12 protein-coding genes are annotated in these 17,729 nt (G+C 73.0%); 3 read left to right on the top strand and 9 right to left on the bottom strand.

Features of this window, described 5'->3' with window-relative positions:
• Positions 1–2: 2 nt before the first annotated feature.
• The 7 genes from J4573_RS01230 to J4573_RS01200 form a co-directional block, all read right to left on the bottom strand.
• Complete coding sequence (locus tag J4573_RS01230) at positions 3–458, bottom strand: hypothetical protein (protein WP_208253308.1); 456 nt, start codon at positions 456–458, stop codon at positions 3–5.
• 63 nt (positions 459–521) lie between these two features.
• Positions 522–2,096 carry a hypothetical protein gene (locus J4573_RS01225; RefSeq protein WP_208253307.1) on the bottom strand — a complete coding sequence of 525 codons (1,575 nt, stop codon included), beginning with the start codon at positions 2,094–2,096 and terminating at the stop codon, positions 522–524.
• The gene (locus J4573_RS01220) at positions 2,093–5,176 is read right to left on the bottom strand and encodes an amino acid adenylation domain-containing protein (protein WP_208253306.1); all 3,084 of its coding nucleotides are present in this window, start codon (positions 5,174–5,176) and stop codon (positions 2,093–2,095) included. The genes J4573_RS01225 and J4573_RS01220 overlap by 4 nt, the downstream gene beginning before the upstream one ends.
• Positions 5,177–5,234: 58 nt before the next feature.
• Positions 5,235–6,512 (bottom strand): serine/threonine-protein kinase, encoded by a 1,278-nt coding sequence (locus J4573_RS01215; protein ID WP_208253305.1) that lies wholly within the window; start codon positions 6,510–6,512, stop codon positions 5,235–5,237.
• Positions 6,509–9,544: an AAA family ATPase gene (locus J4573_RS55085; RefSeq protein ID WP_208253304.1), complete on the bottom strand. Its 3,036-nt coding sequence runs from the start codon at positions 9,542–9,544 to the stop codon at positions 6,509–6,511. Before J4573_RS55085 ends, J4573_RS01215 begins: the two co-directional genes overlap by 4 nt.
• Before the next feature lie 179 nt (positions 9,545–9,723).
• The gene (locus tag J4573_RS01205) at positions 9,724–10,629 is read right to left on the bottom strand and encodes an NAD(P)-dependent oxidoreductase (protein WP_208253303.1); all 906 of its coding nucleotides are present in this window, start codon (positions 10,627–10,629) and stop codon (positions 9,724–9,726) included.
• Entirely contained in the window at positions 10,523–11,287 is a 765-nt protein-coding gene (locus J4573_RS01200) for a ferritin-like domain-containing protein (protein ID WP_208253302.1), read from the bottom strand. The genes J4573_RS01205 and J4573_RS01200 overlap by 107 nt, the downstream gene beginning before the upstream one ends.
• Before the next feature lie 86 nt (positions 11,288–11,373).
• On the opposite strand from J4573_RS01200, the gene J4573_RS01195 reads away from it, so the two are divergent.
• Positions 11,374–14,187 (top strand): hypothetical protein, encoded by a 2,814-nt coding sequence (locus J4573_RS01195; RefSeq protein ID WP_208253301.1) that lies wholly within the window; start codon positions 11,374–11,376, stop codon positions 14,185–14,187.
• Positions 14,188–14,255: 68 nt separating this feature from the next.
• On the opposite strand, the gene J4573_RS01190 is transcribed toward J4573_RS01195, so the two are convergent.
• Positions 14,256–14,591, bottom strand: a complete 336-nt coding sequence (locus J4573_RS01190) for a PPOX class F420-dependent oxidoreductase (protein ID WP_208253849.1) — start codon at positions 14,589–14,591, stop codon at positions 14,256–14,258.
• Positions 14,536–16,209: a sigma-70 family RNA polymerase sigma factor gene (locus J4573_RS01185; RefSeq protein ID WP_208253300.1), complete on the bottom strand. Its 1,674-nt coding sequence runs from the start codon at positions 16,207–16,209 to the stop codon at positions 14,536–14,538. Before J4573_RS01185 ends, J4573_RS01190 begins: the two co-directional genes overlap by 56 nt.
• 247 nt (positions 16,210–16,456) lie before the next feature.
• Between J4573_RS01185 and J4573_RS01180 the strand changes: the two genes are divergently transcribed.
• Both J4573_RS01180 and J4573_RS01175 read left to right on the top strand, forming a co-directional pair.
• The gene (locus J4573_RS01180; RefSeq protein ID WP_208253299.1) at positions 16,457–16,627 is read left to right on the top strand and encodes a hypothetical protein; all 171 of its coding nucleotides are present in this window, start codon (positions 16,457–16,459) and stop codon (positions 16,625–16,627) included.
• 21 nt (positions 16,628–16,648) lie between these two features.
• Positions 16,649–17,710: a cobalamin-independent methionine synthase II family protein gene (locus J4573_RS01175; RefSeq protein WP_208253298.1), complete on the top strand. Its 1,062-nt coding sequence runs from the start codon at positions 16,649–16,651 to the stop codon at positions 17,708–17,710.
• Positions 17,711–17,729: the final 19 nt, after the last annotated feature.

The following is a 17,729-nucleotide window of genomic DNA, read 5'->3' as shown; positions in this document are numbered from 1 at the left end:
TTTCAGCCGAAGAGGACATCGGCCACCTCCAGCGGGGGATCGCCGAGCTCGGGTGAGACGGGGACGCCCTGGACGGCCGCCACGGAGTTCACCGTCGGCGGGTCCAGCGACCAGTCCAGCAGTACGCCGATGACCGCGCTCAGGTCGAAGTCGGCGGCGCGCAGCGTGCCGTCCTCGCGCAGCGCCCGCAGGTCGGCGGGGTTGCGCCGGTAGCGCCGCCCGAACCTGGCCCACCGCTCGTCGCGGTAGTCGGCGCCCGGGGCCTCCAGCAGCTCGTGCATCCGCCGCGCGGACGCGTCGTGGACGAGCTCGCCCACGGCCCACTGGTACAGGTCCCGGTCCGCGTCGGTCTCGGCGAGGTCCGACAGCTCCTGGCCGCGCTCGACGATGCTCTCCCGGTCCGCGTCGGCGGGGAGCCCGAGCACGTGGAAGGGATTCGGCCGTACGTCCTTCTTCACCGTCCACCCGTCTTCTTCTTGGTTCTTCTGGCGCTGCTTCTGATGCTTGCTGGTCGTGCCGGGTCACATGTTGCGGAGCCGGTGCCGTGCGTCTCTGATCGCGGTGAGCTGCTCGGAGATGTGGTTGCGGTCCTTGGCCTCGGTCGCCATCGCCTGGGCCGTCTCCAGGTCGTGGATCGGGGCGTCCAGCTCCGAGGCGGTCGCCCGCATGAAGGCGGCGGTCGCGTAGTTGTTGGCGGAGGCGATGATCTCGTTCGCCTTGGTGATGCCGCGTCCGAGGAAGGCCTGCATCTGCAGGAAGCGGACTTCCTCCACGAGCTCGGGAGCCTTGGGGACCAGGCCCTGCAGCACGGCGATCGAGTCGTCGAAGGAGTCGGCCTTCAGCAGTTCGACGGCCTTGCGGATGCCCCTGGTGGTCCCCTCGTCCAGGGCCATCCGTTCCATCGCCCGAACGAAGTCGTCCACGCCGACGATGTCGGGCTTCAGCTCCTGGGCCTTGCGCGCGTACTTCAGGGCCTCGGAGAAGTTGCCCTTGTCGTCGCTCGCCTGCGCGAGCTCGATGTAGTTCTCGACGAGGATGATCGTCGCGCTGGAGTTGCCCGGGTTCCATTCCAGGGCGATCTCGCAGTTCCGGATCCGGTCGCCGGTCTCGTCGGAGCTTCGCGCGAGGTGCGCGAAGTACTTGGAGATCGCCTGGTTCTCGATGCTCTTCGGGTCGTCCTTGGTGCACAGCGGCGTCAGCTCGTCGGCGAACGCGCGGGCCGAGGCCACCACCTTCTTGAGCTGGTCGCGGTCGGTGCCCGTCTCCAGCTTCGAGCACCAGTCGTTGTGCCAGCGCAGCCCGAGCGACAGCGCCTTGGGGAACTGCACGCCGAGCGCGATGAACGGCGCCAGGCGTTCGATGCCCGCGCCGTAGTCCATCGCCACGTTCTTGGGGAGCTTGGCGATGCGCTCGGGGTCGCGGGTCAGCCGTTCGGCGGCCTCGATCACCTCGGTGCACCAGCCGTCCACGGCGGCCGTGACCAGGGTCGCGATCTCCTCTAGCCTGCCCTTCTCCGCCGGGTGGCCATAGGGGATCTTGTAGCCGGCCAGCAGGTCGACCATGGCCTCGCGGCCCGACCGGCAGGCCTCCAGGCACCGCATCCGGAGGCGGGCCGCCTCGGGACGGCCGGAGGCCAGCGCCTGCGAGCCCTGGGTGACGTGCAGGTCGATCAGCTCCCTGACCAGGGCGGTCCGGGTGCCGTCCATCTCGGGCGCGGCCCCCCGGAACTGGGGGTCGGCCAGCAGCAGGATCCACAGGACCGTGGCGACGTCCAGGTACTCGGCGTCGGCGCGCTGGGTGAGGGCCCGTTCCCGGTAGAGGACGGCGAGCGTGTGGTGCAGCTGAACGTCCTTGGCGCCCTGCGCGAGGACCCGCTGCCATTCCCTGGTCGCCGCGGCGTCATCGCCGTTCAGCAGCGCCGTGCGCAGGTCGTCGCCGGCGGAGACGGCCTTCTCCAGCGCGGCGTAGCGGCCGGGGCGTTCGAGCCGGTCGGGCTCGCCGGGGAACAGCAGCGCGAGGAGCCGTTCGACGCACATCTCCAGTTCGAGGGCGTCGGCCAGCTCGGTCAGGTCGGAGTGGGACGGTCCGGATCTCACGCGCTCTCCTCCATCCCCGGTTCGAGCGGCGGCGCGTTCTCCAGCAGGCCGCCCCCGGCGACGTGCGCGGCCCGCCGGAGCAGCACGGCGGCGGAACGCCGGTCGCCCTCGGTGCGGGCCAGCTGGGCGCGGTGGCACAGCAGCCGCGCGAACTCCCCGCGCGCCTGCTCGGGGACGCCGTCGCCGTCGCCGAGCGCGCGCCACCACAGCCGTTCGGCGGTCGCGAACGCGCCGACGGCGGTCGCGCAGCGGGCCAGTGTGAGCGGCGAGAACGAGGCGTCGGGGGAGTCGGCCAGCCGCGTGACGATGTCGACGAGCGGCGAGGGCGCCGCGGACCGGTCGCGGTCCCGGGCCGGAACGGCGCAGAGCATGGGGAGCACGCGGTCCAGGTCGACCAGTGCGGCGACCGGCACGGCGGCGTCCGGGGACACCAGCGCGGCCGAGACCAGCTGCACGCAGCGCTCCGGGTCGGTCTCCACCAGGCTCGCGGCCTGCGCGATCTCCAGGGCGTGCGTCAGTTCGGGCGGCAGGCCGTCCGGAACCTCCTCCACCGCGTTGCCTTCGAGCGCGTCGGCGACGGCGGCGCACATGCGGCGTTCGGCGTCGTCGGCGACCGGGGCCTGGCGCAGCAGCCGGGACGCCTCGGCCGGGTCGCCCCTGCGCAGTGCGTGCAGGGAGGTCGCCAGGGCCAGGTGCGTGCTGCTCGGCACCTCGGGCAGCGCGATCGCGATCCCGTCGTCGGGCGCGCGCCGCAGGCGCGCGGCGATCGCCAGCTCGTACGCGGCGCGGACCTCGGGCATGTCGTGACCATGGCCCTGCGGCCCGGCCAGTCGGCCGAGCAGGTCGGTGAGGGTCGCGGCGCGGTCGGCCTCCTGCGCGCTGACGCACGCGGTCGCGAGGACCTCGGCGAACGCGGTCACCACCTCGGCGGGAGGACGCCCGACCTTGTCGAGGACGTTCAGCGGCAGCTCGTAGAGGCCGACGTCGGCGTGCACGGGATCGCTGGTGACCGCCGACATGGCCAGCACCCAGACCACCCACGGATGGTCGCCCAGCGAGGGCAGGAACGCCGAGCGCGGCTCCACCCGCTTGCCCGCGAACGCGGCGGCGCCCTCCATCATGAACAGGGCGTCCCGCCGGAACCGCTGGGGAACGGCGTCGACCGCGTCGTCGAGCTGCTGCGCCGCCCGTTCGGCCAGCCTGGTCGCCTCGGCGGGCTGACCGGCCGCCCGCAGCGCGAGCGCCTCGCGCATGCGCAGCGGGCCGAGCAGAAACCCGGCCGCGCGCTTGCCCTCGGCCGCGAGCCCCTCCAGGATCTCGACGGCCTCGCGTTCACGGCCGCCGCGCGCCCGCGCCCACGCGATGAGCAGTTGCGGCTTCGGCCCGGCGAGTCCCGTCGGGCTGGCCGGTCCGGGGGCGCCGAACGGAATGGCCTGGCTGTCGAGCAGGTGCATCGTCGTTCCGTAGCGTCCCTGCTCTGCGTCCAGAGCGGCCAGAACGAGGGCGGCCCGGCCGTAGCCGTGGTCGCGCGCCGCTGCCTCCAGCAGTTCCCGGCCGCGTTCGGGCTCGGTCTGCATGAGCGACAGGCCCGTCCACATCAGCCGTTCCTGCGCGGGCAGGCGCCGGAACAGCGGCGTCCGCACGGTCTCGGCCAGCCGCCCGTCGCGGCGCGCGGCGCGCAGGCCCATCAGCGTCCGCAGCGCTTCGAGGTCTTCGGGCAGGCTGCCCGAGCCGGGCTGCCACGGGGGCTCGCCGGGCTCGCGACGGCCGTCGGCCAGGCCGATCCGGGTGGCCGCGATCGCGGCGAAGGCGGGCGGCGCCGTCTCGATCGTGCGGACGACCTGGCCGCCGAGGTCGCGGTCGGGGTCGGCGTCGCGGAGCAGGCAGGCGACCGTCCAGCCGCCCGGCCCGCCGTACACCCGCGAGAAGCAGTGCGCGACGGCCTCGCGGTCGCCGAGCAGCAGCCACGCCCACGCCGCGTGGTAGCCCCACTGCCAGGTGACCGGGTCGGTCCCGGTGGTCTCGGCGAGCGGCCCGAGCGCCGCGGCGGCCTGGCGGGTGTCGCCCTCCAGCAGCCGCAGCCGCCCGATCGCGTACGGGAGCCAGCCGCCCGCCTCCTCGCCGATGGTCAGCCGGCTCAGGCGGGTGCTGTCGGCGGGCACGGGACCGGCGGCCGAGGGGTCGTCGAGCCAGCCGAGCGTGCGGCTGAGCTCGCTCAGCTCGTCGATGCGCCGGGACGCGGGCCGTCCGGGCTCGTTCATCAGCGTGACGACCCGCAGCTGCTCGCCGCGGCGCAGGAGCGCGGCCATCAGCGCGGCGAACGCGGTCTCGTCGCGCGGGTCGGCCTGGTGCGCGCGGGTGAGCGCGGTGACCGCGGCGTCGATGGCGTTCTGGACGACCAGATGGGCCAGCCCGAGGACGGTGTCGCGCCGGGGGAACACGACGTTGCGGCGCGCCAGCTCCTGCGCGAGCCAGCCCGCCTGCGCGATGCGCTCCTTGTCGGTGCCGAAGCCGACCCGCAGCACGCTCTCGACGAGCGCGGCGATCTCGGGCAGCGCGACCCGGCTGCGTCCGAGCGCCTCGGCGTAGACCCACAGCTCGTCGGCCGGGGCGTTCGGGCCGTCGGGCACCGTACGGCGGCGCGCCAGGGCCACGGCCACGTCGGCGCCGCCCGGGTCGGCGGGGTCCAGAATCGGGTAGAGCCGGGTGAGCAGCGCGCACGCGGCGGCGCGTTCGCCACGGGCGTCGCGCGCCGCGATGAGCGGGCGCCAGGCGTCGGCCGGGACGGCCCTGCCTTCCTCCGCGCGCGTGGAGTGGCCGGCGACGAGCTCGAGCTCGGTGAAGTCCGCCTCGGCGAGCAGGCCGTAGAAGCGCTGCTCCAGGCTGCCCTCGACGAGGCCGGTCAGGAGCTCGCCCGAGACGTTCGGCGGCTCGGCGTCCGGGTCGGGCGGGCTGCCGATCAGGTCGGCGCGCGCCTTGCGGAGCAGTTCGAGGGCCTCGGCCGGATCGGTGCGTTCGGCGGCCGACTTCAGTGCCTTGCGGAGGCGGCGGGAACGCCTGGCGTCCCCGAACGCGCTCATCTGTGCTCCCCGAGGGGGGACGACCCCCCACGCTCCCCGGAGCGCTCGCTCCGCTCACTCACGAGTGGCCCCCGTTCAGCGTCTGGTCGCGGACGCGGCGGAAGCGCGCAGCCTGGAAATGATTGCCGGCGCGCTGGTAGGCCTCGGCGGCGCCGGCGGCGAGGTCGGCGCGTTCCTGGCGGCTGCGGAGGGCGGTGGGGTGCTTCTCGACCAGGTTCCACGCCTCATGGAGGCGCTTGGCGGCGAGGTCATGTTCATTGGACGCGGCGTGCACGCTCGCGCGTTCCTGAAGCTGCTGGACTTCTTCGGCCGGACTGCCGGGAGTCCTGGGAGCGGAGGGACCCGGCGATGACGTCGGCGATGGCGTTCGCGCCGGTGTCGCCGTCGTCGTCGGCCGATCCTGCCGGACGCCCGCGCCGTCCATCGCCTGGATCAGCTCGGCCGCCGAACGGAAGCGGTCGAACGGCCGGGGCTTCAGGCACTTCAGGACCAGGTCGTCGAGCTCGGGGGTGACGGTGTTGTTCACCGTGGACGGCGGCGGGATCATGCAGGCGAGCTTGGCCTTGTAGAGCCAGTCGCCGTGCAGGGCGTCGGGCAGGTCGGCGGGCGGCACGAGATGGTCGAACGGATGCCGCCCGGTGAGGCCCTCGTACAGCAGCAGGCCCACCGAGTACAGGTCGGACGCCGGGTTGCTGTCGCCCTGGGAGGTCTCGGGCGCCATGTAGGCGAGCGTTCCGGCGACGCCGGGCAGGTAGCCGCGCTCGACCAGCCGGGCCGCCAGGCCGAAGTCGACCACGCGCACGCTGCGGTCGTACTTGCCGACCAGCACGTTGTCGGGCTTGAGGTCGCGGTGCAGCAGCGGCGGAACGAGCGCGTGCAGCCCGCGCAGCGCGACGCAGATCTCCCGCGCCCAGCGCAGCAGCAGCTCGGCGGGCACACCGGACTTGAAGGACGCGAACTCCGACCCCAGCGTGCGGCCCTCGACGAACTCCATCGCCAGGTAGGCGCGGCCGCCCGCCTCCATGGCCAGGCCCGCGTCGTACACCGGGACCAGATGGGCGCGCGCCTCGGAGTCGATCATCTCGTGCATGGCCCCGGCCAGCAGCAGCGCGTCGGCGAACTGGTCGCGGGCCGTCTCGGTCGTCATGCCGCCGCGCCGCGACAGCTTCACCGCGACCCGCCGGACCGGGACGCCGAGCAGCCGCTGCTCGGCGCGGAAGACGGCGCCGAACGCGCCCTGGTCGATCAGGTCGCGCAGCTCGAACCGGCCGTCGAGCACCCGGCCCTCGAACCTGCGCAGGTCGACGGAGTCCGGCCCGTCCGCCCCGCGGCTCACGGTCCGTCTCCTTCGCCGGAGCCGTCACCCGCGCCTTCGCCCGCGCGGTCAAGCGCACCCGCAGTCTCGTCCGCCGTATCGAGCGCGCCCGTGCCCGCGTTCGCGAGCGGGCCCACGCCTTCGCCCGCGACTCGGCCCGCGTCCTCGCCCGCAGTTTCGCGCACGCCTTCGCCCGTGCCTTCGCCCGCGGCATCGGGCGCTGTATCGGGCGGCGGCTCGTTGTCGTCGACGTAGGTGATCCTGACGGGTGGATCGCCCTGCGGCATGAAGGACATCTCGATGCGGGTGCAGCGCTGGAAGTCCTCCTGCCGCACGTCGTTGGACAGCGTGAGCGGCGCCTCGACCATCTCCGACATGACCTCGCGCGCGGCACGGCCGCCCATCGTCCAGCCGGACACCTCGTTGCGGTGATGGCTCTGGTGGGCGATGTGGTCGGCGAGCGCGTCGGAGATCACCAGTTCCTTGCCGCGCCGTTCGCGCCAGAACCGCACCTGGTCGTCGAGGAGCTTGCGGCAGATGCCCGCCATGGCGTCGCCGTCCAGTGGGCGGAAGACGACGATCTGGTTGAGGCGGCCGAGGAACTCGGGCGGGAAGACCGCCTGACCCGAACGCGGATGGCGGGCCTTCAGCAGGTCCTCGCGTACGGCCTTGGAGATCTCCTTGGCCGGGCGCCCGTCCCTGGTCATGCTCGCGATGGTCTGGTGCCCGGCGTTGGAGGTGATGATGAAGATCGCGCGGTCGCCGAACGCCTTCACCCCGCGCTGGTCGGCGATCCAGCCCTCGTCGAACAGGTTGAGGAACGGCCGCCAGACCTCGGGGTGCGCCTTCTCGCCCTCGTCCAGCAGGAAGACGCAGTACGGGTCGGCGTTCAGGTCGTTGATGAGGCGGCCGCCGGTGTCGTGGCCGTGGTAGCCGGGCGGCGAGCCGATGATGCCCGAGACGCTGTGCGGCTCGGCGAAGTTCTCCATCGGGTAGGTCTGCAGGCGCTTGGACGCCGAGTAGAAGCGCGCGACCGTCTTGGCCAGCTCGGTCTTGCCGACGCCGGTCAGCCCGGCGAAGAACATCACCGACGCCGGGCGCCCGCCGACGCCGGTCAGGCCCGCCTTGATCTTGCGCAGCTCGGACGCGACCACCCGGATCGCGTCCTCCTGGCCGACTACCGACTCGCCGAGCGCTTCCTCGAAGTCGATCCGCGCGCCGCCCGCGCCCGAGATCTGCTCGGCGGGCACCCCGGAGATCTCCGCGACGACCGCGACGATGTCGGCGGGGGAGACGGTCTCCTGCGCGCTGCCGGTCTGGGTGCGGCGGTAGTGCAGGTCCTCGCAGGCGCGCCGCAGCACCCGGATGGCCTTGGACGGCAGCCGCTCGTTCAGCACGAAGTCGGCGGACAGGGCGACCGCGCCGTCCACCGCGCCGTCCTCGACCGTCACCCCGTACTCGTCCGACAGCGCGGCGGCGGCCTGCGCGGCCATGTCGCGCGCGGACTCCAGACCGGGCTCGGTCATGTCGACGCGCGAGGTGAGCTCCAGCAGCTCGCGGTCGGAGCCGATGAGGTCGTCGAACTCGTGCCCGGACAGCACCCCGATCAGGTGGATGCGCCGCTGCTTCAACGCGCTGCGCAGCGCCAGCCGGTGGTCGCCGCCCGACTCGCCGCGCAGCAGCGAGGCCAGCCCGTCGGCGCAGACCACCAGGTCGGTGCGCCCGGCGACGTGCGTGATGAGCTCGTCCAGGACGGCGCCGCTGTCGCCGGGCGCGATGTCGCCGCAGTCGATCCGCAGGAAGCGCTTGCGCCGCAGGAACGGGATCTCGCCCGCCGCCGCCCGGCGCGCGAGCTCGCGCAGCAGCGCGGTGGTGCCGACCCCGGGCAGCCCGGTGATCATCACGTTGCGGGCGGTGGTTCGGTGCAGGGCCATGCTGAGCGGCTCGAAGTAATGGTCCACGTGCAGCGCGGCCGGGATCCCCTCGGTGCGGGCGATCCAGGTGAGGTCCTCGTTCGGCGGCATCCCGGCCGGCAGCCGGAAGGCGGCCTCGCGCGGCGTCGAACCGCCCGACTCGCGCAGCACCTCCTCCAGATGGCCGCGCATCCGGTCCAGGTCGAGCCCGAGCGGCGGGCCGCTCAGCACCGAGGCGAGCCGCGCCGGCGGCTCGTCGAGCAGCGCGTCCAGCAGGTGGGGCGCGTCGATCCGTTCGCTGCCCCAGATGGCCGCGCTGCGCTGGGCGCGGCGCAGCAGGTCGGCGAGCGGCTCGCCGATCACGTCGCGGTGCGGCGGGAGCGCGGCCGAGTCGCGCCGCTGGCCGATCCGGAACGCGTCGGCCAGCAGGTCGGCGACCTTGGCCGGGCCGACGTGCGGTGGGATCTGCAAGCGGATCAGGTGCTCGGTGGCGCCCTCGGTCTCGGCGAGCAGCGCCAGCAGCAGGTGCGGCGGCAGGATGCGATCGTAGCCGAGCTCGGCGGCCTGCTCACCGGCCTGTTCGAGGGCCGCCCAGGCCGCCTCGGTGAACTCCTCCGACCGCATCCGCCCCGACGCCTCGTCGACGAGCGGGGGGAGCGGCTCGACGGTGATGCGGACCTGCTCGCGCAGCGCCTCCGCGGCCCGCCCGGCGTCCAGGATCGTGAGGAACCTGCGGTCCTGCGCGTCCAGGTGCTCCAGAACGCAGGCGACGAGCAGCTCCAGGCCGACGACGCGGGCGGTCTCCTCGCCCTCGGCGATCTCCGGCTCGGAGCAGAGGGCGTCGAACGCGCGCAGGGCGTCGGTGGTGAAGCTGTGCCGGTCACCGGTGAACACATCGCCCGAGCCGCCGCCCGGGTTGTACGCCTCGATGCTGTCCTGAAGATCCTGCAGGTAGGCGCCCTCGGCCAGCGCGCGGCCGAGGACGGACCTGATGCCCGGGTCGCCGTGGGCGATCGCCGCATGGAGCAGGTCGCTGGGCCGCACCTGGCTGGACGCCCGGTCGGTCGCCGCGTACAGCACGGCGATCGCCCGCTGGTCGGTCAGGTTCTCGGGATTGAGGAACCCGTTCTCGAACAGCAAGAAATCACCCCGTGCGTCGGCGAGAGACCGTTCAATGGTCGCAAATACCCTGCGCACGCGTTAATGAATCGATCTAATCCAGACGGTGATCCGGTAAAAGTACACAGTCGTTCGTTCAGGGGCGGCCGGGCGTTCGTTCAGGGGCGGCGAGGCGTTCGTTCGCGGGCGCCGAGGGGCGTTCAGGGGCGGGCGCTGAGCAGATCGGTGAGGCGCGGGAGCCCGTCGTCGCCGTAGCCCTCCGCCACCGAACGGTCCAGCAGCGCGCGGACCGGCTCCATGAGACTGGTGTCCACGCCCTGCTCGCGAGCCGCCTCGATCAGGTTGGGGAACGCGGCCTGGTTGTTGGCCAGGCTGGACACCTCGGTCGCGTGCTCGCCCGAGTCGATCGCCTCGGCCGCGCGCGGCAGGCCAGCCATCATCGCCGTCACCCACGCGTGCACCATCGGGGTGAACTCGGCGGCCTTCACCCCTTCCGTGCGGATCAGCGCGGTCGCCTGGTAGTAGCCGGTGAGCATCCCGTACATCGCGGTGAGCAGGGCCAGGTCGTACAGCGGCGCCAGACCGGGGTCGGTGCCGAGGTAGCGCGCCTCGGCGAGCACCTCCAGGGTCGCCTGGTGGGTCTCGAACGCCGTCTCCCGCCCGCTGTAGAGGATCAGCGCGCCCGGCTGGGCGATCATCGGCGGGACGGCCATGATGCCGCCGTCGACGTACTCGCCGCCGAGGGCCGTCACCGCGGTGGCCAGCTCGCGCGCCTGCGCCGGGGTGCCGTTGGTGAGGTTGACGACGGTCCGCCCGGCGACCGCGTTCCCGGCGCCCTCCAGGACGTCGTGGACGTTCTGGTTCACCGACAGGCAGATCACGACGAGCGGGCTCGCGGCGAACGCTCCGGCCGCCGACTCGGCGCGGGTCGCGCCGGACGCGACGAGGGACTCCGCCTTGGCCGCCGAACGATTCCACACCGTGGTGGGGTGGCCCGCGTCAAGGAAGGCGCGTGCGAGCGTGCTCCCCATGAGGCCGAGTCCCATGACCGTTACCGGGTTCGTATTGCCGGTGTTCTTGTTGTCCGGGTTCTTGTTGTCCGTCATACCGACAGCCTGTGGGGCGGGCCTTCGGGTCGGCTTCGGGTCTCCTACGGGCCGAGAGTGCCGCCGTGACCTGCTTGGACTCGGTCATGACGGTCGAGACGAAGCGGCGCCGGGACATGCCGAGGGTGGCCAGGGCCGGGGCGTGGTCGGCGGCGGCGACGGCGGCCGTTCCGGCCAGGAACGCCTGCCACAGGCGAATGCCGACCTGCGGAAGGCCGCTGAGCCGTCCGCAGTGGAACGGGACGTGGCGTTCCTCATCGGCCAGGATCAGGGCCGCCACCTCCGAGATCAGCGGATCGTCGGTGCCGTCGCGCAGCGCGCGGTAGTAGGTGAGCGCGACGAACTCGGCGGCCAGTAGTACCAGCAGTTCGGTGCGCAGCCCCAGCATCCGCCGGAGCCTTACGAAGATGGCGTCGCTCCAGTGGCCCGGGATGGGCTCGGCGCCTCCGGCCTCAAGGAGCAGCGCGAGCATGCGCGCGTGGTTCTGCTCCTCGGCGATGAAGACGCGCACCGCGGCCGAGTAGTCGGCGTCCCCGGCCTTGTCGGACTTGCGGACCAGGTTCGCGCCGTCACCGGCCTCGCCGATCTGGAACCGCTGCAGGCTCTGGATGAGGGCGGGGCTGAGACGCGCGCCGCGAGACCAGTCCGGTTCTGTCATGCAGGCAAGCCAAGCGGGCCGATGTGGAGGCTCCAGGTGCGAAATTGGGAGGCTTCGTGCAGGTCGCCTGCTGCATGATATTTCCAATGAATCTTCGCCTTGCGGGCGGTGTCGTGATGGGGGCCGGTCTCGACGCCTGGCTACCGCGACAGACGCAGCCCGAGCCGGGCGCCGCCGTGGCGCTCGGGCCCGCGGGCGCCCCGGAGGCCGACGTACGGCAGGCGCTCGCGCAGCTGGCCGGGCTCGTACGGGACGGCGGTGTCGTCGCCGCCGGTGCGGGCGTGGACCTTGGCGCGGGCTTCCGTTCGGCACGCCTGGAGGGAGCGCGCGGCGACCAGCGTGACGCCGTGCTCGCGGCGCTGAAGGCGCTCGGCCCGGACGGCGCCGGACGCCTGGGCTCGCGCGCCGGATTCCTGGTCGCGCTGTTCGGGCCGTCCGCCACCAAGCGGGTCGGCTCCGCCGCCGGACGCGCGGTCGTCGAGGGCCGGTGGGACGCGCTGCACCTGGCCGCCGCGGCAAGCGACGTTCTCGGGCCCGAGCAGCTGGAGAAGGTGCTGGAGCTGCGCGCGCCCGACGGCGCTGAGCTCACCTCCGGCGGCCTGGCGTCGGTGCTCGGCGAGCAGCTCTCCCGTGTTCTGGAGCCGCTGCCCGGCCCGCGCCGCCTGGATCTCCTTGTCGACATGTGGACCCGGGTGTCGGCGCACCACACGTGGCTGGCGCGCCGCGCGCGGCTGCTCGCGTCCCAGGCCAAGCAGAGCCGCGAGGACGACCTGAGCCGCCGCCGCAAGGAGCTCGAGGACGACCTGATCGTGCGCGTCGCCCGCTACCACCTGGACCTCGGGCAGGACGAGCAGCCCGCGCTGGCGGACCTCGCGCGCTGGACGCCTCCGAACCAGCACTGGGTCGGAGTCCTGGACCGGCTCGTCGAGGACGCGTTCGCGGCGACCGCGCTGCTGCGCGCGGCCGTGGCGGTCACCGACCACGGGCTGGTGGAGGGACTCGCGCGGAGCAAGGCCGTCCTGACCGCCGCAGACAACGAGGTGACCGCGCACTGGGCCGCTCGGCCGCCGCGGCGCGTGCAGGGAGTGACCGGTCTGCCCGCCCGTCCCACCCTCCACGTCTCGGAGATCTGCAGGAGGCTGGAGCGCGGGATCGTCGAGCCGGGCGACGCGACCTACGTCGAGCAGCGGCTGAAGCGCGGGCACGACTACGCGCTGGTGGTCATGGACCAGGTCGAGGAGATGCTGAGCGGCGGTTTCCAGGTGCCCGGCGAGGCCGTGTCGGACTGGGCGCGCAGCATCGTGAAGAGGTGGCGGCACGCGACCGGCCACACGACCGTCCGGCCGCCCGAGACCTGGGACGGCGGCTTCATGTGGATGCGGCGCGGCGACTGGGTGCCCGAGCCGCTCAGCGACCGCCCGGCCGAGTCGGAGACCTACGGCGACCTGCTCTGGTACGCCGACCTGGTCGACGCGGTCGCGCAGCTGCACGGCCACGACGCCGCCGTTCATGTGGAGGGCGAGAACCACTGGCTGGATCGCGACCCGCCGCGGATCGGCGACGAGCCGCTCATGCCGCGGTTCGACTCGGTCAACCAGGCCGTCGCGGTCGCCGCCCAGCTCGTCGCGTTCGGCGGAACGGCACCGCGCGGCGTGCGGACCTGGCTCGCGCTCGTCGAGGGGCTGCGCGGCGGGACCGCGATCGCCGAGGCGCTGCGCGGGGAGTTCATCGTGCCGGAGCCGATCGCCGCGCTCGACGGGACGACCGTGCCGGGGACCGGGCTCCGCTTCGAGGTGGCACGGAACGCCCGCACGCTGGCGGGCTGGTCGGCCTACATGGGCAACTGCATCTCGGGGCCGTACTACGGCGACCTCGCCACCAAGGGCCGGAACGCGCTGGCGGCGCTGTACGACGAGGCCGGGCGGATCGTCGTCAACGTGGAGATCGTCGCCGCGCACCGTTCGGAGGCCGCGTGGCGCGTCGACGAGATCGCGGCGCGGTTCAACGCCGATCCCGACGCGGCGCTGGACAAGCGCGTGCGCGCGTGGGTCGCCGAGATCCCGGCCGTACGCAAGGACGAGGAGGCCGCCGACGAGGCCGCGCTCGACTGGGACGCCCCGGCCGCGCGCAAGGGGGCGCCGCGGCGGCTCGTTCAGGAGATCGGGCCCAAGCTCGGGCCGCTCGCCGAGCGGGCGTGGGACCGGCTGGTGACCCGCGACGTCCTCCTCACCCTGAAGGCGCTCGCGGGCGTCGAGGAGTCGGACGGCGCGCTGACGCGGCTCCGCCGGATGGCGCCCGAGCAACTGCTGGACGCGTGTCGGAACGCGCTGGACGCACGGGACCTGCGGCGGCTGTGGACCCTGACCGCGACGCGTCCGCTGGCCGCGGCGGTGGAAGGGCTGGAGCCCGACGCTCTGCAGCGCTACGGGCAGCTGGCGTTGCTGGAGGAAGAGGCGCCGCTGCCCGGGTCACTGCGCAAGCTGGTGCGGCTCAAGGCCGTGGCGCCCTCGCGTTCGATGGACGTGGTCGCTCGGCGGGTGCGCGCGGCGCTCGGCGTGCTGGCCCGCGAGAACGACCCGGCGCTCGCCCGCGCGGTCGTCCGCCGCGCGACGCCCGAGGCGCTGTGCGCGCTCGCGGTGACCATCACCTGCCGGGCGCCCGAGACCGAGCTCGCCCAGGTGGCGCCGCCGCGCATCGTGACCATGCCCGGGTACCCCGCGAGCGAGCTGAACGACGAGGAGGGGCCGTGGCAGCGCGCCCTTCCGGCCGCGCGCGAGCTGGGCGCCGACACCGAGGCGTTCTGGGGACAGGTCTCGGCGCACGGCGTCAGGGTGCCGGCCGCCTGGGTGGGTGCCGGCGGCTGGCCCGCCCTGTGGGGACAGGCCCACCGCACCCGCTGATCACTGGCACCCGCTGATCACTGGCACCCGCTGATCACTGGCGCAGGCTGATCACTGGCGCAGGCTGATCACATGTGGCCGGCGATGTGCTCGGGGGTGAGGCGGATGACGACGCGCACGGCCTCGGGCGGCAGGGCGGCGAACTCCTCGCCGCCGCCCGGGCCCGCGTAGATCTCGGCCAGCCTGATCGCGATCTCGCGGCCGGCGTCCTCGGTCACCGTGGCGGTGCCGCGCACCTCCACGTACCGCTCGGGGTCGTAGCTGTCGAAGACGCTCAGGCTCGCGCGCGGATCGCGTTCCAGGTTGCGCACCTTGCGGCGCCCCGCCTGGCTGGAGATCAGCACGTCGTCACCGTCGCGCGCCACCCACACGACCGACGTCTGCGGGCTTCCGTCGGGGTTCACCGTGCCGAGAACTCCGATGTTGGCTCCGTCGATCAGCCACCGTGCCGTCGCGTTCAGCTGCACCGTCATGATCGCCAACATAGCGCTCGTGATGGCCGATGTGGATCCGCACGCAGATCAGTGCCTCGCAGTGCCCCGGCTTGTGGCCGGGCTTGTGCGTCGGCTCGTGCGTCGGCTCGTGCGTCGGCTCGTGGGTCGGCTTGTGCGTGGGCTTGTGGTGGGTGGGCGTGGGGTCCGGCTCCTGCGGCGGCACCTCGCTCGGGTCGCCGCCCTGATCGGGCGGGTCCGGGATGGACTCGTGCTTGGGCGGCTTCTCGTGCTTGGGCGGCTTGCCGGGCCGGGTGTCGCCGGTCAGCGAGTGTGGATCCTTCAGCTTGTGCTTGCGGTGCTTGACCTTGTGGCGAGGCTTCTGCTCGACCCGCATCGACGTGCCGGACGTGGGCTTCTTCTTCTTGGGCGTGGACGACGTGGGCTTCGGCGTCGCCTTCGACTTGGGCCGCCGCGGCTGCGTCTCCTCGTGCGACGGAGCCGACGGGTCCGACGGGGTCGTCATGGGGGAGATCGGCGGCGGCGCGACCAGCGGCGGCAGCGGCGGCTTGGCGGGACGGTTCGCGCGCGGAGAGGGTGACGGGGAAGCGGGCGGGGCGGCCGGATGCCGTTCGTTCTGGGCGGCGGGCGCGGCCGGGCGGGCGAGCGCGGCCCTGGAGGACGCCTCGCCGCCCTGGACTTGGCCGACCGCGATCCCGGCCGCGGCGACCACGGCCACGCCCGCGGCCGCCACGCCCGTCGAGGCGGCGGGACTACTGGCGAACAGGTCCCGGATCCGGCCGACGATGGCGCCGCCGAAGACGGTGCCGCTGAAGAATGTGGGCGCCGCGATCGCCGTACCGCCGAGCAGCACGGGCAGCAGGAAGCCGCGCAGGTCGCGGTCGAGCTCCTTCAGCTCGAACAGCCTCGTACGGCAGAACGCGCAGTCGTCGAGGTGCTCGCGGACCCGGACCGTGTGGCCTGGGGTGAGCGAGCCGCGCACGTACGCGGGCAGCCGGTCGATCGTGCTGCGGCAGCGCCGCGGCGTCCGTGTCCCGACGTGCACGAGCAGGTAGGCCTCGCGCAGTCCCTCGCGTGCGCGGTGGGCCAGCGATGAGGCGGCCCCCGGCGCCACGTTCAGCGCGGCGCCCAGGTCCTCGGGGCCGCAGCCCTCGACCTCGGTCAGCCACAGCGCGCGCTGCCAGCGGTCGGGCAGCTTGCCGAACGCGAGGCGGATCTGCTCGCGGTCGATGGCGCCGGACGCCTCGTCGCGGGGGTCGCGCTGCTCGGGGAGCTCGGCGACGGCCTCCTCGCGCCCGGCCCGGCGGCCGCGCTCGGCGGCCAGCCGCCGCACGACCGTCCGCGCGTACGCCCGGAAAGACGTCTCGGGCCCGCCGCCGTCGCGGAGCTGCTGGAAGATGCGGGCGAACGCCTCGGCGGCCAGGTCGTCGGCGTCCTGCGGCGCGTACTCGCGGGCGCAGCGCCAGACGGCCTCCCGGTGGCGTTCGTAAAGATCGCGGAACGCTTCGGGTTCCCCGGCCCGTACGCGGCCGGCGAGCACGTCGTCGAGCTCAGGTGTCACCTGCGTCATGTATCCGCCCCCGGCTCACCTCGGTCACCTCATCACCACGCCATGTCACCAGAAGGAACGCAAAGAGGGACATATCGCAGGCCATTCCTTCGCAAAGAATGCGAAATAAGTGACCTGCGTCACATTCTGCGCGTTTCGCGTGATGAGGGGCGTCGTGACCGCTCTCTGCAGGTGAATCGGCCCAAAAGTCGCCAAAGGCAACCGAACGGGTCGAACAAGACGAAGAAGGGGTCTAGGGGGTCCTTCCATGACACACGTGATTCTCGTCGACCTGGCTCTGGTGATACTGCTGAGCCTGTCCGCCGCGTTCTACATGCTCCTGAGCTGGCCGCGCTCCCGCGACGACGATGACGACCAGGTCAACCACCTGAACGAGGTGTCCGAGTCCGGTCGCGAACCGCGATTGATTGTGTACTGATGGTTACTTAGGCTCGCGGGCGTGAGCATTCCTACTGAACCGATCGGTAGCATCCCACGTCCCCCCGAGCTGCTGGCCGCCATGGTGGCCTACGAGGCCGGCGAGATCGCCATCGCCGAGCTGGTCGCCGCCCAGGACCGGGCGGTGCACGACACCATCGTGCGCCTGGAGGCGCTCGGCTCGCCGGTCGTCACCGACGGCGAGCAGTCCAAGCCGAGCTTCGCGACCTACCCGATCGCCGGGCTGAGCCTGGCCCCGGAGGGCGTGGTGATCCCGTTCGCCGACGGGCACCAGCGCCAGCTGCCCGTCCTCACCGGTGGACCGTTCCGCTACCAGGTGAGCGCGGAGGACTACCTGCGCATCGCGCAGGGCCACGCCAGCGTGCCGGTGAAGCAGGCCGTCATCGCGCCGTCCGCGCTCAGCCTCCTCTATCCGCCGGGCGGCATCGACGGCTACTCGCGCGAGGCGTTCCTGGACGACCTGATCGACGAGGCCGACGCCGACATCCGCCGCTGCCTCGACGCGGGCGCGCACGTCGTCCAGCTCGACTTCACCGAGGGGCGCCTGTCGCTGAAGCTCGACCCGAGCGGCGGGGTCCTGGACGACTTCATCGCGCTCAACAACCGGGTGCTGGAGAGGTTCACCGAGGCCGAACGGGCCCGGATCGGCGTGCACACCTGCCCCGGCGGCGACCACGACTCCACGCACAGCCTCGACATCGACTACACCGGCCTGCTGCCCAAGCTGCTCCAGCTCAAGGCGGGCAACTTCTACATCCAGCTCGCCAGCGAGGCCGACCCCGACAAGGTGCTCGCGGTGATCGCCGAGCACCTGCCGCCGGACGCGCGGGTCTTCGTCGGCGTGATCGACCCGATCGACCCGGTCATAGAAACGCCGGAGCAGGTGCGGGACCGCGTGCTGAACGCGACCCGGCACCTGCCCGTGGAACGCCTCGGAACCTGCGACGACTGCGGGTTCTCCCCGTTCGCCGACGACACCTCCACCTCCCAGGAGACCGCCTTCGCCAAGATCGCCGCCCGGATCGAGGGCACGGCTCTGGCCGCGGCGGAGCTGGGAGCGTGAATGCGCCCCCGCTCCCGGC

Origin of the sequence: Actinomadura barringtoniae, from assembly GCF_017573505.1 — a bacterium.
Taxonomy (GTDB): Bacteria; Actinomycetota; Actinomycetes; order Streptosporangiales; family Streptosporangiaceae; genus Spirillospora; species Spirillospora barringtoniae.
Note: the sequence above shows the minus strand (reverse complement) of the source record. Positions and strands in the feature narration are given on the sequence as shown.

Bases quoted from the DNA above. Each gene is read 5' to 3' on its own strand.
- J4573_RS01220 (WP_208253306.1), bottom strand. From the start codon at position 5,176: ATGAGCGCGTTCGGGGACGCCAGGCGTTCCCGCCGCCTCCGCAAGGCA.
- J4573_RS01205 (WP_208253303.1), bottom strand. From the start codon at position 10,629: ATGACGGACAACAAGAACCCGGACAACAAGAACACCGGCAATACGAAC.
- J4573_RS01200 (WP_208253302.1), bottom strand. From the start codon at position 11,287: ATGACAGAACCGGACTGGTCTCGCGGCGCGCGTCTCAGCCCCGCCCTC.
- J4573_RS01195 (WP_208253301.1), top strand. From the start codon at position 11,374: ATGAATCTTCGCCTTGCGGGCGGTGTCGTGATGGGGGCCGGTCTCGAC.
- J4573_RS01185 (WP_208253300.1), bottom strand. From the start codon at position 16,209: ATGACGCAGGTGACACCTGAGCTCGACGACGTGCTCGCCGGCCGCGTA.
- J4573_RS01180 (WP_208253299.1), top strand. From the start codon at position 16,457: ATGACACACGTGATTCTCGTCGACCTGGCTCTGGTGATACTGCTGAGC.